Origin of the sequence: Streptomyces sp. NPDC015171 (genome assembly GCF_043079545.1) — a bacterium.
Lineage (GTDB): Bacteria > Actinomycetota > Actinomycetes > Streptomycetales > Streptomycetaceae > Streptomyces.
Genome location: NZ_JBIBUO010000032.1, coordinates 6,606 through 21,428 on the forward strand (window position 1 = coordinate 6,606; position 14,823 = coordinate 21,428).

The window sequence follows — 14,823 nt, forward strand, 5'->3', positions numbered from 1 at the left end:
ATGACCACCGCATACGAACGGCTCAGGGACCGCAACGCGGTCCACATCTGGCGGGGCTGGGCCCCCGACGCGCTCGCACCGGGCGACACCGACCTGCTGTCGGAGGCAGAACGGCACAAGGTCCGCCGTCTGCCGAACCCGGCCGCGGTGCGCTACGCGGCCGCGCACGCGGCGCTGCGCCGGGTGCTCTCCCACTACCTCGCCGTGCCGCCGCGCGAGGTGGTCCTCGGCAGACGTCCATGCCCGCGCTGTGCCCACCCGCGGCACGGCCGGCCCCGGATCGAGTGGCCGCCCACCGGCCTCGAGTTCAACCTCTCGCGCTCCGGACCGCACTGGCTGCTCGCCGTGGTCGCCGGCCATCGGGTCGGCGTCGACCTGGAAGGCGACCGCAGCCTGGACGTCGACGGCGCGTCCGAACTCGTGATGAGCGCCCCGGAGCTGGCACATGTCTGCTCCCGGCCCGACGAGAGCGCGCGCACCCGCGCCTTCTTCCGCTGCTGGACCCGGAAGGAAGCGGTGGTGAAGGCGATCGGCGTCGGCATCGTCACGGATCTGAGGGCAGTCGACGTACAGGCCTGCCAGGACGGCCCGGTGCTGGTCGACCACACCGAACCGAACAGCCCCGACACGTGGCTCGTGCAGGACCTGCCGATGGCCGACGGGCTGTTCGCAGCACTGGCCCGTGAGGCAGGCGCCGCTGCCGGTCCCGTAGAGATCCACCGGTACGAGGAGCTGGTTCCCAGCATGGAGACAGGAGTGCTGGTCGCATGAACGCGATCGAGTTCACCGCAGAGCCGGGCACCACGGTGCACGAGTACATCGCCGCTCACCGCGAGAAGCTGCGGACCGTCCTCGGCGAGAGCGGGGCGATCCTGCTGCGCGGCTTCGAGGTCGGAGGCGTCGACGGGTTCGAAGGCGTGGTGCGCGCCTTCTCCGGCAGTGCCCCGCTGCGCTACGCCGAGCGTTCCTCGCCGCGCTCCACCATCAAGGGACAGGTCTACACGTCTACGGACTATCCGGCCGACGAGGAGATCTTCCTGCACAACGAGAACTCGTACCAGGCGACCTGGCCGAACACCCTGTACTTCTACTGCATCGAGCCCGCGCACACACTGGGCGCCACCCCGCTCGCCGACATCCGCGAGGTCTACCGGCGCATCGACCGCGGCGTACGGGAGGAGTTCGAGCGCAGAGGCTGGCAGGTCGTCCGCAACTTCCACGCCGAGTTCGGCGTGCCGTGGCAGGAGGCGTTCGGAACCCAGGACCGGGCCGCCGTCGAGGAGTACTGCCGTGGCAAGGGCATCGAACCGCACTGGCGGCCGGACGGCGGACTGCGTACCGCCGCCGTACGCCGGGCCGTGCACACCCACCCCGCGAGCGGCAGCCGCGTCTGGTTCAACCACGCCACGTTCTTCCACGTCACAACGCTCGCCCCGGAGGTCCAGGAGGGCTTGCGGGAGATCTACGCCGAGGAGGACCTGCCCACCAATGCGTACTACGGCGACGGTGGCCGCATTCCCGACGAGGTGATGGACCATCTGCGGGCCGCCTACCGGGCCGCGTCCACCCGCTTCGACTGGCAGCGCGACGACGTGCTCGTCGTCGACAACATGCTGGTCGCGCACGGCCGCGAACCGTTCACCGGCCCCCGCAAGGTGGCCGTCGCCATGGCCGAACCATGGGACGGATGACAGCCGGTGCGCATGAGGTGACAGCAGACGGCCCGGCCCCTCTGCGGCGGAACCGAGACTTCCTGCTGCTGTGGTCCGGTGCCGCCATGTCCCTCCTGGGCACCAGGATCACGGGGGTCTCGTATCCGCTGATCGTGCTCTGGCACACCGACTCACCGCTTGTGATGTCGGCGGTGTCGTTCGCCGCTCTGCTGCCGCTGCTCCTGCTGCAGCTGCCCGCCGGAGTCCTCGTCGACCGCGGGGACCGGCGACGGCTGATGATGGTCTGCGAAGGGGCACGGGCCGTGGCGCTCGGCAGCGTCGTCGTCACGCTCGCCACCGGCCGGTTCTCCGCGGTCCAGCTGGCCACGGTTGCATTCCTCGAGACCAGCCTCGCCATCCTGTACCGCCTCGCCGAGCGCGGAGCCGTACGCAACGTCGTCCCCGCGGGCCAACTGGCGGCCGCCCTCTCGCAGAACGAGGCGCGCGGGCGCGCTGCCGTGCTGCTCGGCCAGCCCGGCGGCGTACTGCTGCAGAGCGCGGCCCGCTGGGCCCCCTTTCTCTTCTCGGCGGCGGCTGGACTCGCTTCGCTCGGCAGCCTGCTGCTGATCCGCAAGAACTTCCAGCAGCAGCGCAAGGCGCCGAAGAAGTCCCTGCGCACCGAACTCGCGGAGGGACTGCGCTGGCTGTGGGGGCAGCGGTTCCTCCGCACGGCCCTCGCCTTCGTCGCCGGCAGCAATCTTCTGCTGCAGGTGCTGCCGCTCGCCCTCTTCGTGCTCGTCAAGGAGGAGGGCCGACCGCAGAGCGCCGTCGCCGTCCTCGTGGCCGCGGGTGGAATCGGCGGCATCGCCGGGGCTCTGAGCGGAAACTGGTGGCAGCGCAGGATCAGCCTCCGTACAGTCCTTGTCGGCGGACTGTACGGCTGGGCGGCCCTGATCACCCTCATGGCCCTCGCCCCACGGCCACTCGTACTCGGCGTCCTGTTCGCCGGGACGGGATACATCACAGGCGTATTCAATGTCGCCGCCGCCGTGTACCAGGTCCGCACCACCCCCGACGCCCTCCAGGGCCGGGTCGCGGGCACCTCGCACGTCATCGCCACCGGAGCCAATGTGCTGGGCGTCCTGCTCGGGGGTCTGGCGCTCTCCTCCTGGGACGCGGCCCTCGTCTTTCTGCTGATCGGCGGCGCCATGTCGGCACTGGCCATGGCCGCGGCGACCACACCGGCGCTGCGGGACGAACACGCCGCCACGACCGCCACGTCCACCGAGACAAGGGAGACCGAGCATGGGCACGAGCGCGCACAGTGACCGGGATGACCTCCGCGCCGAACTGCTCAGGCGCAGACTCGCCGGAAAGAGACGCGGTCACAAGCGACGGGATCCGGTCCGCGCCGACCGCAACGGCCCGCTGCGCCTGTCCCACGGCCAGCAGCAGATGTGGTTCCTGAACCGGCTGGAACCCGACAGCCCCGAGTATCTGGTCCCGCTGGTCCTGCGGCTGCGGGGCCCTCTCGACGTCCCTGCCCTCGGCCGGGCCTGGGATCGCTTCCTCGCGCGGCACGAGATCATGCGTACCCGGTATGCATGGCAGGGCACGGAGCCCGTCCAGGTCATCGACCCCGTGCGCCCGGTGGAACTCCCCGTCGAAGACCTCTCCCGGATCCCCGACATGGAACGGGAGGCAGCGGTACGGGAGCGTATCGCGCGGGCCTCCGAGCGGCCCATGGACCTGGAGCGGGAATGGCCGGTCCGCGGACAACTCCTGCGTCTTGCGGCCGACGAACACATGCTGATCGTGGTTGTGCACCACATCGCCTGCGACGCCTGGTCGGCGCACCTCTTCGCGGAGGACATCAGCGCGTTGTACGCGGCGGGGCCGGAGGAGGGCCCGGAGCCGCTCCGCTTCCAGTACGCGGACTACGCGGTATGGGAGCGTGAGCAGCTCGCGGGCGAGATCGGACAGCGCAATCTCTCCTACTGGCGACGGCAACTGGCCGGCCTGACCCAGCTCGACCTCCCGACGGACCGGCCACGTCCCGCCGTGCGCGACCACCGGGGCGACTCGGTCGTGCACGCCCTGCCGGCCGAACTCGCCGACGCCGTGCGCGAGCTGGCCAAGCGCCACGACACGACCCCTTTCACCGTGTTGCTCACTGCCTTCCAGGTACTTCTGGCCCGGTACACCGGCGAGGACGACATCGCCGTCGGCACCCTGCTGTCGGCACGGAACCGCCCGGAGTGGCAGCGCCTCTTCGGCTACGGCATCACCAGCCTCGTCCTGCGCGGCCGCCTCGACGGCGATCCGGCCTTCTGCGATCTGCTGTCCGCCACCCGCGCCACCGTGCTCGACGCCTTCGAGCATCAGGATGTGTCGTTTCTCCAGTTGGTCACGGAACTCGAACCCGAACGCAACAGGTCGCGCACCTCGCTCTTCCAAGCACTGTTCACCTTGCGTGAGGAGACGGTCGACGACTACCGACTGCCGGGCGTCTCCATGACGGCCGTCCCGCCCGCGGCTCCTCCGGCGCGGTTCGATCTCTCCCTGGTGATGAACGAGGGACGGGACGGAGCACTGTCCGCACGGCTGGAGTTTGCGACGGCGCTGTTCGACCGCGCGACAGCGGAGCGGATGCTGAGCCATTTCGTACGCATCCTCGCTGCCGCGGTAGCCCGGCCGGGGACCCGGCTTTCGCGGCTGGACATGCTCGGCGAGGAGGAACGGACGGCGCTGCTGGAGGTCGCGGGACCGCAAGGCGCGAGTTCCGTCACGCGCCGGGTGCACGAGCTGTTCGAGGAGCAGGTGCGGCGTACGCCGGATGCCCCGGCGGTCTCGTTCGCCGGGGAGACGCTGTCGTACGGGGAGCTCAATGCCCGTGCCAACCGTGTCGCCCATCTGCTGCGTGCGAAGGGCATGGGCCCGGAGGACCTCGTCGGTCTGTGCCTGGAGCGGGGCATCGAGCTGATGCCCGCGCTGCTCGGGGTGCTGAAGTCCGGAGCTGCCTATGTCCCGCTGGACCCGGCGAACCCGCCCGACCGCCTGGCGTACCTGGTGCGCGACACTGCGGCTCCGGTGGTGCTGACCACATCGGCGCAGTCCGGCGTCCTGGGGGGCCTGTACGAGGGCGAACTCGTCCTGCTGGACCGGGACGCGGAACTCGTCGCCGCCCAGCCGGACACCGATCCGGACGTGGACGGCAGCCCGCAGAACCTGATCTACACGATCTATACCTCCGGTTCGACGGGGAAGCCCAAGGGTGTCGCGGTCACGCACGCCAATGTGGTGCGACTGATGGAACAGGCGCGGCGCCATCTCGCGTACGGCGAGAGCGATGTGTGGTCGCTGTTCCATTCGTACGCGTTCGATGTGTCGGTTTTCGAGATGTGGGGTGCGCTGCTGCACGGCGGACGGCTGGTCGTGGTGCCGTTCACGGTCGCCCGCTCGCCGGAGGAGTTCCTGGACCTGCTGGTGGCGGAGGAGGTGACCGTTCTCAGCCAGACGCCGTCCGCCTTCCGCGGTCTGGTCGCGACCGCGGGGGAGCGTCGGCTCCGCGTACGGGCTGTGGTGTTCGCGGGCGAGAAACTGGACGTCCAGGAGCTGAAGCCGTGGACCGAGCGGCTGAGCCCGGACCGCGTCGCCCTGGTGAACATGTACGGGATCACCGAGACCACGGTCCACACCACCTACCACCGGCTGACCGAGCAGGACCTGTCGGCCGGCGCAGGCAGTGTCATAGGCCGCCCACTGGATGATCTGTCCCTCCATCTGCTGGACCGCCACGGCCGGTTGGTGCCGGTCGGGGTGCCGGGAGAGATCCATGTCGGCGGTTCGGGGGTGGCCCGCGGCTATCTGAACCGTCCCGAGCTGACCGCCGAACGGTTCGTGCCGGACCCGTTCGGTCCCGCGGGCTCCCGTCTGTACCGGAGTGGTGACCTGGCTCGTCGGCTCCCGGACGGGCAGCTGGAGTTCCTCGGCCGGATCGACGACCAGGTGAAGATTCGCGGCTTCCGCGTCGAGCTCGGGGAGATCGAAAGCGCGCTGGGAGCTCATCCCGCGTTGCGCGACGCGGTCGTCGTCCGCGACGAACAACTGGTGGCATACGTACTGCCGGTGGATCACGTGCCGAAGCCGGCCGAGCTGCGGGCTTACCTGGCAGCCTCGCTGCCCGAGTACATGGTCCCCGCGGCCTTCGTCGCCCTGGACCGGCTCCCGCTGACCACCAACGGCAAGCTCGACAAGCGTGCCCTGCCCGCGCCCGGCCAGGACGCCCGGGGCAGCGACCGGGCGTACGCCGCTCCGCGCACCGTCGTCGAGGAGCGCATCGCCGAGGTCTGGCAGGAGGTGCTCGGCCTGGACCGAGTGAGCGTCGAGGACAGCTTCTTCGACCTCGGCGGCGACTCCATCCGGGCGGTCGCGCTCGTCGGCGCCCTGCGGGCGGCCGGATACGACGTCGCCGCCCGGGACGTCTTCGATCACCGCACGATCACCGGGCTGGCCGCACTCGTGGCGGGGCGTGCGCCGGCCATCGTACGGGCGGCGGTGGAGCCGTTCGAACTGATGACTGACGAGGACCGTGAGCGGCTGCCGGCCGGGCTGGCCGACGCGTACCCGATGTCACAGACGCAAACAGGCATGGTCGTCGACATGCTGGCGCACGACCGGCACAGCAACTACCAGAACGTCGCTTCCACCAGGATGCGCGACGAGGTTTCGTTCGACGTCGACGCGCTGCGCGCGGCCGCTGCGATGGTCGTCGAACGGCATGACGTCCTGCGCACCTCCTTCGACCTCGCGTCTTGCTCGGTGCCGGTCCAGTTGGTGCATCCGACGGCGGAGATGCCCGTGGCGGTGCGTGACCTGCGCGGTCTCGGCGCCGCAGAGGTGGAGCGCAGCCTCGACGTCTTTCACGCGGAGGAGAAGGCCCGTCTCTTCGACCTCGCTGAACCCCCGCTGTTCCGGCTCACGGCACACCTGGTGAACGGCGGATGGTGGCTGTCGGTGACCGAGTTCCACGGCATCGTGGAGGGGTGGAGCTACCACTCCCTGGTCCGGGAACTGCTCACCTGCTACCGGGAGATGCGCGAGGGCCGGGAACCGGCTCCCTACACGCCGTCCAGTGTCAGGTTCGCCGACTCCATCGCCGGGGAACTGCGCGCCCTGGCCTCCGACAAGGACCGCACCTACTGGGCGCGGACGATCGCAGGCCCGCAGAAGTTCTCCCTCCCCGAGAGCTGGGGTGAGCCCAACCGGCCCGCCGAGCACTTCTGGGTGTCCGTGCCCTTCGACGATCTGGAGGACGGGCTGCGCACCCTGGCTGCCGAGGCCGGCGCCTCGCTCAAGAGCGTGTTGGTCGCCGCGCACGGCAAGGTGCTGAGCACGCTCACCGAGCAACCGGAGTTCACCAGCGGCGTCGTGGTGCACACCAGGCCGGAGGCGGTGGACGCCGACCGTATCTACGGCATGCACCTCAACACCGTTCCGTTCGCCTTCGGACGGACGGCCCGCACCTGGCGTGAACTGGTCGCGCAGGCCTTCACCCAGGAGGCCGAACTCTGGCCGCACCGGCGGTTTCCCATGCCGGAGATGCAACGCATGGCGGGCGGGCGGCGACTGGTGGACGTGCTGCTCAACCATGTGGACTTCGACCGCTTGGAGAGCGACGCGGTCGACCTGGACAGCGTGCTGGCACCCGGGAGGACGGAATTCGACCTCGCCGTCACCACGATCTCCCGGCGCATCGGACTGAAGAGCAACACGCATGCCTTGAGCCGGCCGAACGCGGCCCGGGTGGCGGCGCTGTACAGATCGGTGCTGGAGTCGATGGCGGCGAACCCGGAAGGGTCGGCGCAGGAGTCCCCTCTGCCGGAGCCGGAGCGTCGGCGTCAGCTGGTGGAGTGGAACGACACCGCGGCAGAGGTGGAACCGGTGTCGGTGCTGGAGCTGTTCGAGGCACAGGCGGCGAAATCGCCGCAGGAGGTGGCGGTACGCAGCGGGAACGTGACGGTCTCGTACGGAGAACTGGATGCCGAGGCGAAACGAATCGCGCACTGGCTGCGCGGTCTCGGAGTGGGCACGGAGTCGCGGGTCGCGGTGATGCTGGACCGGGGTCCGGCTCTGGTCGCCTCGCTCCTCGGGGTGTGGAAGGCGGGAGCGGCGTATGTGCCGGTGGACCCGTCACATCCGGCCGAGCGGGTGGCCGCGATCGTCGAGACTGCCGGCGCCAAGGTGCTCCTGGACGAGGCCGCCCTGTCCGTGGCGGAATTCCCGGCCACGGCACCCGCACGGGCCGACGATGATCTGGACCGGCTGGCGTATGTGATCTTCACGTCCGGCTCGACCGGTACGCCGAAGGGTGTGGAGGTAACTCACCGGGGTCTGGTCAACCATGTCGCCTGGGCGGCACGTGCGTTGGCATCGCGGGGAACGGGTGGCGCGCCCTTGTTCTCGTCGGTGGCGTTCGACCTGGTGGTGCCCAACCTGTGGGCGCCGCTGGTGTCGGGGCAGGCGGTGCACACGGTGTCCCAGCGTGTGGACATGGCCGATCTGGGCAGCCAGCTGTCCGCCGGGGCACCGTACAGCTTCATCAAGCTCACCCCTCGTCACCTGGATGTGCTCGCGTACCAGCTCACGCCGGCCGATGCCGCCGCACTCGCCCCGGTTCTCGTCGTCGCGGGCGAGGCGTTCTCGCGGGCGACGCTGGAACGGTGGCGTGCTCTGGCCCCGAAGACGCGGCTGGTCAATGAGTACGGTCCGACCGAGGCGTCCGTCGGCACCTGCGTCTTCGAGGTGCCGGCCGAGACCGACCCAGAGGTGCTGCCGATCGGCAGGCCACTGCCCAATATGACGATGTACGTCCTGGACAGTCTGCTGCAGCCGGTTCCGGTGGGTGTCCCGGGTGAGTTGTATGTCGGCGGCACGGGTGTGGCCCGCGGCTATGCCAACCGCCCCGACCTGACGGCCGAACGGTTCCTGCCCGACCCGTACGCCGCCGAGCCGGGCGCTCGCTTCTACCGCACCGGTGACCTGGTGCGGCGGCGCGAGGACGGGACCGTGGAGTTCCTGGGTCGGCTCGACGACCAGGTCAAGATCAGCGGCTTCCGGGTCGAGCCCGGCGAGATCCAGGCCGTCCTGGCCGAACACCCCGCCGTCCGCGAGGCCTTCGTCACCCTCCACCGGCCGGAGAGCGGTGAGAAGCAGCTCGCCGCCTACTACGTCTCCGACGAGCAGGACGTGCCCGACCTCGCCGAACACTGCGGCCGCCGGCTGCCCGACTACATGATCCCCGCCACCTTCACCGCCCTGGAGGCCATGCCCCTCAACGCCAACGGCAAGATCGACCGCCGGGCACTGCCCGCCCCCACCGAGGCCGCCACAGACACCTACGTCGCCCCCCTTGCCGGCACGGAGGAGCAGATCGCCGCCGCCTGGCGCAAGGTCCTGGAGCGCGAACGTGTCGGAGCCGAGGACAGCTTCTTCGATCTTGGCGGCGACTCGATCCGTGCCGTCGCCCTCGTCGGAGCCCTTCGCGCGGCCGGGTTCGATCTCGACGTACGGGACGTCTTCGACTGCCGTACGGTCGCTGCTCTGGCCGTCCTCGTCGCGGACCGCGCACCTGCGGACGTCCTGGCCCCGGTGCAGCCGTTCGAGCTGCTCGCCGCCGAGGATCGTGAGCGGCTGCCGGCCGGTCTCGTGGATGCGTACCCGATGTCGCAGACCCAGACCGGCATGGTCGTCGAGATGATGGCCGACGAGAGGCTGCGCCGCTATCACAGCGTGACATCGTTCCGGATCCGGGACGGGCTGCCCTTCGAGCCCGCCGCCCTGATCGCCGCCGCCCGCACGGTCGTGGAGCGGCACGAGGCCCTGCGTACCTCCTTCGACCTCAACTCTTTCTCCGTGCCGGTGCAGTTGGTGCACCTGACCGCCGAGATCCCGGTGTCCGTGCACGACGCCACGTCCCTGGACATCCAGCAGGCCCTGCGCGACTTCCAGGCCGACGAGCGTTCCCGCCCGTTCGCTCTCTCCACCCCGCCGCTGCTCCGCCTCGCCGCCCACCTGGAAGGCGAGGGGGCGTGGTGGCTGTCGATGGTCCGCTGCCATGCGATCACCGAGGGCTGGAGCCACTACAACCTGCTGATGGAGCTGCTGAACTGCTACTGGCGGTTCAGTGACGGCGGCCAGGGCGAGGCCATGGCGCGGGCCGACGAACCTCAGCTCCGGTACGCCGACTTCATCGCGGCCGAGCAGCAAGCCCTGGTCTGCGACGAGGACCGGGCCTACTGGGCCGGGATCGTCGAGAGCCATCCCACGTTCTCGCTGCCAGCCGGCTGGGGACACCCGGACGGGTCGGCGGAGGAGAGCCAGGTCAGGCTCCGCATCCCGATCCACGACCTGGAGCCCGGACTGCGTACGCTCGCGAGCCGGGCCAGGGTCTCGCTCAAGAGCGTGCTGCTCGCCGCCCACCTCAAGGTGCTGAGCGGTCTCACCGGCGAGCGTTCTTTCATCTCCGGCCTTGTCTGCGACTCCCGGCCGGAGGCGGTGGGCGCGGACCGGGTCCACGGCATGTACCTCAATACCGTGCCGTTCGTCCACGACCGCTGCCGGACGACGGGCAGCTGGCTGGACCTGGCGCGGTCGACCTTCGACCGCGAGGTGGAGCTGTGGCCGCACCGCCGCTTCCCGATGCCGGAGATGCAGCGCATGGCGGGCGGCCGCCGTCTGGTCAACGTGTCGTTCAATTACCTAGACTTCCACCAGGTCGACCAAGAGCTGGTGGACGTGGCGCCGACGCTCGCCGAGGGCGGCACCGAGTTCGACCTCGCCGTGACGACGCTCGCCGGACACCTCGCCTTGAGCAGCCGCACCGGCGTCCTGACCCCCGCCGCCGCGCAGCGGATCGGGGCGATGTACCGGCAGGTGCTCGAAGCGATGGCGGCCGATCCCGACGGGGACGCGGGAGAGGAGGTCTTCCTCTCCGCCGACGAGCGGTCCTTGCTCGCAGGACTCGGCAGCCCGGCGTACCCGACCGGACCGCAGCCCACCCTGCCCGCCCTCTTCGCGGATCAGGCCGCCCGCACCCCGCACGCACCGGCCCTCGTCCACGGCCCGTCCACCGTCTCGTACGCACAGGTGGAGGCCCGTGCCAATCGCATCGCCCACCACCTGCGGGCGCGGGGCGTGTCCGCCGGGTCACCCGTGGGCGTGCTCCTGGACCGGGAACCGGACCTGGTGGCCTGCCTGCTCGGAGTGTGGAAGGCGGGTGGGGCGTACGTCCCGCTGGACCCCGCCTCGCCCCTCGACCGGCTGGAGTTCATGCTCGCGGACGCAGGCGCGCGGCTTCTCCTGACCCGGCGCGAGAATGCCCCTCAGGGGCTGGACCACCCGGGAAGCCTGTTCCTGGAAGACGTGCCCTTCGAGACGTACCCGGCCACGGCGCCTGCCCGGGAGACCGATGGCGAGCACCTCGCGTACGTCATCTACACCTCGGGCTCCACCGGCCGCCCCAAGGGCGTGCAGATCACGCACCGGGGGCTCGCGCACCGGGTCTCCTGGGCGGTCGGTGAACACGGCCTCGGCCCGGCCGACCGCATCCTGCACAAGACGTCGATCGGCTTCGACGCGGCCGGCTGGGAGCTGTTCGCCCCCCTGGTCTGCGGCAGTGCGGTGGTGCTCGCGCCGGCCGGGGCGGAACGGGACCCGGCCGCGCTGCTGCGTTCCGTCGCCGACCACCGGGTGACGGTGCTGCAGGTGGTGCCGTCGGTGCTGCGCCTCCTGGTGGAGACGGAGGGCTGGGGCTCCTGTAAGGCGCTGCGGCTGCTGTGCTCGGCGGGCGAGCAGCTCGACGGTGAACTGGCTGCGCGCCTACAGGTGTTGTGCCCGGGCGTGGAGCTGTGGAACACCTACGGCCCCACCGAGTGCACCATCGACGCCACCGCGTACCGGGTCCCGTCCGGCCTCGCCGCGGGGCCGGTGCCGATCGGCCGTCCCCTCCCGCACGTCGGCGCCCGGGTTCTGGACGCCGACATGCGCAGGGTGCCGGTCGGGGTGACCGGTGAGCTCTACATCGGGGGCGACGGGCTGGCGCGCGGCTACGCGGGCCGGCCAGACCTGACCGCTAACCGATTCGTGCCCGATCCGTACGGTCTGCCCGGCGCCCGCCTCTACCGGACCGGTGACCTGGCGCGGGTGCTGCCGGACGGCGGGATCCAGTACGTCGGGCGGACGGACGACGAGGTCAAGATCAACGGGGTGCGGGTGGCGCCGGCGGAGACCAGAGCTGCGCTGCTCGCCGCGCCTGGCGTACGGGACGCGGTGGTGGTCCCGTGGCGGGACCACCAGGGCGACCAGCGGCTGGTGGCCTACGTGGTGGCCGAGGACGCCGAGCCGGTCCGGCTGCGACGCTTGCTCGCCGCCACGCTGCCCGCCTCCTTCGTACCCGCCCTCTTCGTCCCCCTCGAACGCATCCCGCTCACAGTGAACGGCAAGCCGGACCGGGCCGCCCTCCCGGCGCCCGAAGCGGCTGGGGACCGTACCCACGTGGCCCCGAGTACCCCCATCGAGCGGGCGATCGCCGAGATCTGGTCCCGGGTGCTCGGCCGGGAGCGGGTGAGTGCGCACGACAACTTCTTCGACTACGGCGGGGACTCCCTGCTGGTCATCAGGGTGATCGGCGCGGCACGCCGCCGTGGTCTGCCGCTGACCCTGCGGATGTTGTACGAGTACGACACCTTGGCCGCCCTGGCCGAGGCAGTCGACTCGCTGATGGAAGGACACGGCATGACAACCGATGTGCACCCGACCCCTGAGCCGGCCCCGGCCGTCGTCTTACCGCGGACATTCCGGCGGGAACTCCAGGAGCTCATGGCGGTACACCACGTCCCCGGGGTGAGCATCGCGCTGCTGCGCGGCGGCGATGTGGTGTCCGTGGAAGGGTACGGAGTGACGGCCGCCGACCGCCCCGAACCGGTCACCTCCCGCACCGCTTTTCAAGTGGCCTCCGTGAGCAAGCACGTCACGATGCTGGCCGTGCTCCAGCTCGTCGGTGACGGTGTGCTCAACCTCGACGCCGACATCAACCAGTACCTCACCACGTGGCAGGTACCGGACGGCGCCCGGATCACTCTGCGCGAGCTGATCAGCCATCAGTCGGGCCTCAGCCATGTCCCTCCGACCAACTACCTGCCCACCGAGCCCATGCCGGAGATCCCCGAGATTCTCGCCGGCCGCCCGCCCGCCACCAACGCCCCGGTGCGGGCCGAGCACCCGGCCGGCACCGTTTTCAATAAGACGAACATCAACTTCTCGGTCCTGGAACAGTTGCTCCTCGACGTCACCGCAGAGCCCTTCGAAGCGATGATGCGGCGTCTCGTCCTGGACCCGCTGGCCATGGCCGACAGCAGCTTCGACCAGAACCACCCCGGCGTCGCACCGGCCCCGGTGGCTGTCGGCCACGACCCGAACGGTGCCCCGATACCCGGCCGTTGGCGCGTCCGCAACGAGGTCGCGGCCGGCGGGCTGTGGGCGAGCGCCGAGGACCTCGCCAAGGTGGCGCTGGAGATCCGCCGCGCGTACCTCGGCGAACCCGGCACCCTGCTGAGCCGCCCGCTGGCGCAACAGATGTTGACGGTCTGGCATCCCGGCAGTTTCTACGGCCTCGGCACCGTCGTCGACACCACCGGAGGCGAGGTGGAGTACGGCCACGGTGGCCGCACTGTCGGCTACCGCGTCGGCACCTTCACCCGCGTCGACAGCGGTGAGGGCCTCATCGTGCTGACCAACTCAGAGAACGGCAAACAGGTCAACACCTTCATCGCGGACACCGTCCGCCGGGCGGGCGGCGGCCTCGGCACCGGGGAGATGATCGCCACATGGGCGCACGCCGAGGACGAACCTGTGGAACGGGTGGTGTCGGGTGAATGAGGCGCTCGAACAGGCCGTGGGCGGGCGCCCGGACGACGAGGCCACCGCGGTGCTCCTGCGGGTCGAAGGACCGCAGGGCCCGTGGGCGGCGGCGGCCGGGGTGGCCGACCTCACCACCGGGGAACAGGCCGGCCTCGACCACAGGTTCCGCATCGGCGGAGTCACCAAGACCTTCGTCGCGGCGGTCGTGTTCGGGCTGGTCGACGACGGTCTGATCGCCCCGGACGAGCCGGTCGAGCGCCACTTGCCCGGGCTGCTCCAGGCACCCGTGACCGTACGTCAGCTCCTGGACCACACCAGCGGGCTGGCCGACGACAGCGACGTCCGCTACAACGACACGCCCTGGTTCCTGCGCCACCGATTCGACGTCTTCACTCCCGCGCAGCTGATCGACCTCGCCCTCCGGGAGCCGCTCACCTTCGCCCCCGGCACCCGGCAGCAGATCACCCGTGCCAACTACGTGGTGGCCGGGATGCTCGTCGAAGCGCTCACCGGACGCCCGTACGCGCAGGAGATCGAGGAACGCATCCTGCGCCCCCTCGGGCTGACCGCGACCACGGTGCCGGGCGCCGACCCCACCATGCCCGCACCGCACATCCGTGGGTATGAGAACGGGGTCGACATCACCGAGCACAGCCCGACGATTCACGGTGCCGCAGGTGAGATGATCTCGTCCGTCCCGGATCTCGACCGGTTCCTGGCAGCCCTGTTCGGCGGTGAACTCCTTACCCCGCAAAGCATCGCGCACATGTTTCGGGTCCCGGACGTCCCCTATGTCAGAGGCGGCCGGGCCTTCTGCGGCGCGGGACTCGACAGCATGGTCCTGCCCGGCGGTACCACGGTGTGGGGCATGGCAGGCGTCGTCCACGGTTACCTCAGCGGCATAGGGGCCACCCAAGACCTGGAGCGCCGCGCCGTGTACATGATGAGTCCGCGCACCCGGGGGACTCTACGGGTGCCGCCGACGGTCCAGTCGCTGCTCACGGCAGCCCTCACAGCCAGCCACTGACGCGCACCGCGGGCGCGGCACTCCACGGAGTGCCGCGCCCGCGGTGGCCGTGGACGGTCGTCGCGGAACCCTCCGCTCCGCGCCCACTCACCCGGACGAGGCCGACGGCGGGGACGCCTCCCAAGGCGTCCCCGCCGTCATGCGTCCGCGCCGGCGCCACGAGGGTGTCGCGCGACGCGGAGGCAGCGCCGGACGGAACGGGGGAATGACCGCTCGGCGCCGGGT

Annotated in this window: 5 protein-coding genes; all 5 read left to right on the forward strand. The window is 70.5% G+C overall.

Annotation, left to right across the window (positions count from 1 at the left end; all coding sequences use genetic code 11):
• Genes ACF073_RS40195 through ACF073_RS40215 form a run of 5 tightly spaced genes read left to right on the forward strand, consistent with a single transcriptional unit; the run spans position 1 to position 14,598 of the window.
• Positions 1-771, forward strand: coding sequence for a 4'-phosphopantetheinyl transferase family protein (locus ACF073_RS40195; RefSeq protein ID WP_392076499.1), 771 nt, complete (start codon positions 1-3; stop codon positions 769-771).
• Positions 768-1,691, forward strand: a complete 924-nt coding sequence (locus ACF073_RS40200) for a TauD/TfdA family dioxygenase (protein WP_392076500.1) — start codon at positions 768-770, stop codon at positions 1,689-1,691. Before ACF073_RS40195 ends, ACF073_RS40200 begins: the two co-directional genes overlap by 4 nt.
• Positions 1,688-2,980, forward strand: coding sequence for an MFS transporter (locus ACF073_RS40205; protein WP_392076501.1), 1,293 nt, complete (start codon positions 1,688-1,690; stop codon positions 2,978-2,980). Before ACF073_RS40200 ends, ACF073_RS40205 begins: the two co-directional genes overlap by 4 nt.
• Complete coding sequence (locus ACF073_RS40210; RefSeq protein ID WP_392076503.1) at positions 2,958-13,589, forward strand: amino acid adenylation domain-containing protein; 10,632 nt, start codon at positions 2,958-2,960, stop codon at positions 13,587-13,589. The genes ACF073_RS40205 and ACF073_RS40210 overlap by 23 nt, the downstream gene beginning before the upstream one ends.
• On the forward strand, positions 13,582-14,598 hold the full coding sequence (locus ACF073_RS40215) for a serine hydrolase domain-containing protein (protein ID WP_392076504.1): 1,017 nt from the start codon (positions 13,582-13,584) through the stop codon (positions 14,596-14,598). Before ACF073_RS40210 ends, ACF073_RS40215 begins: the two co-directional genes overlap by 8 nt.
• Positions 14,599-14,823 lie beyond the last annotated feature (225 nt).

What these genes read in the sequence shown, in the direction of transcription:
- ACF073_RS40200 (WP_392076500.1), top strand. Translation starts at nt 768, where the DNA reads ATGAACGCGATCGAGTTCACCGCAGAGCCGGGCACCACGGTGCACGAG.
- ACF073_RS40195 (WP_392076499.1), top strand. Translation starts at nt 1, where the DNA reads ATGACCACCGCATACGAACGGCTCAGGGACCGCAACGCGGTCCACATC.
- ACF073_RS40210 (WP_392076503.1), top strand. Translation starts at nt 2,958, where the DNA reads ATGGGCACGAGCGCGCACAGTGACCGGGATGACCTCCGCGCCGAACTG.
- ACF073_RS40205 (WP_392076501.1), top strand. Translation starts at nt 1,688, where the DNA reads ATGACAGCCGGTGCGCATGAGGTGACAGCAGACGGCCCGGCCCCTCTG.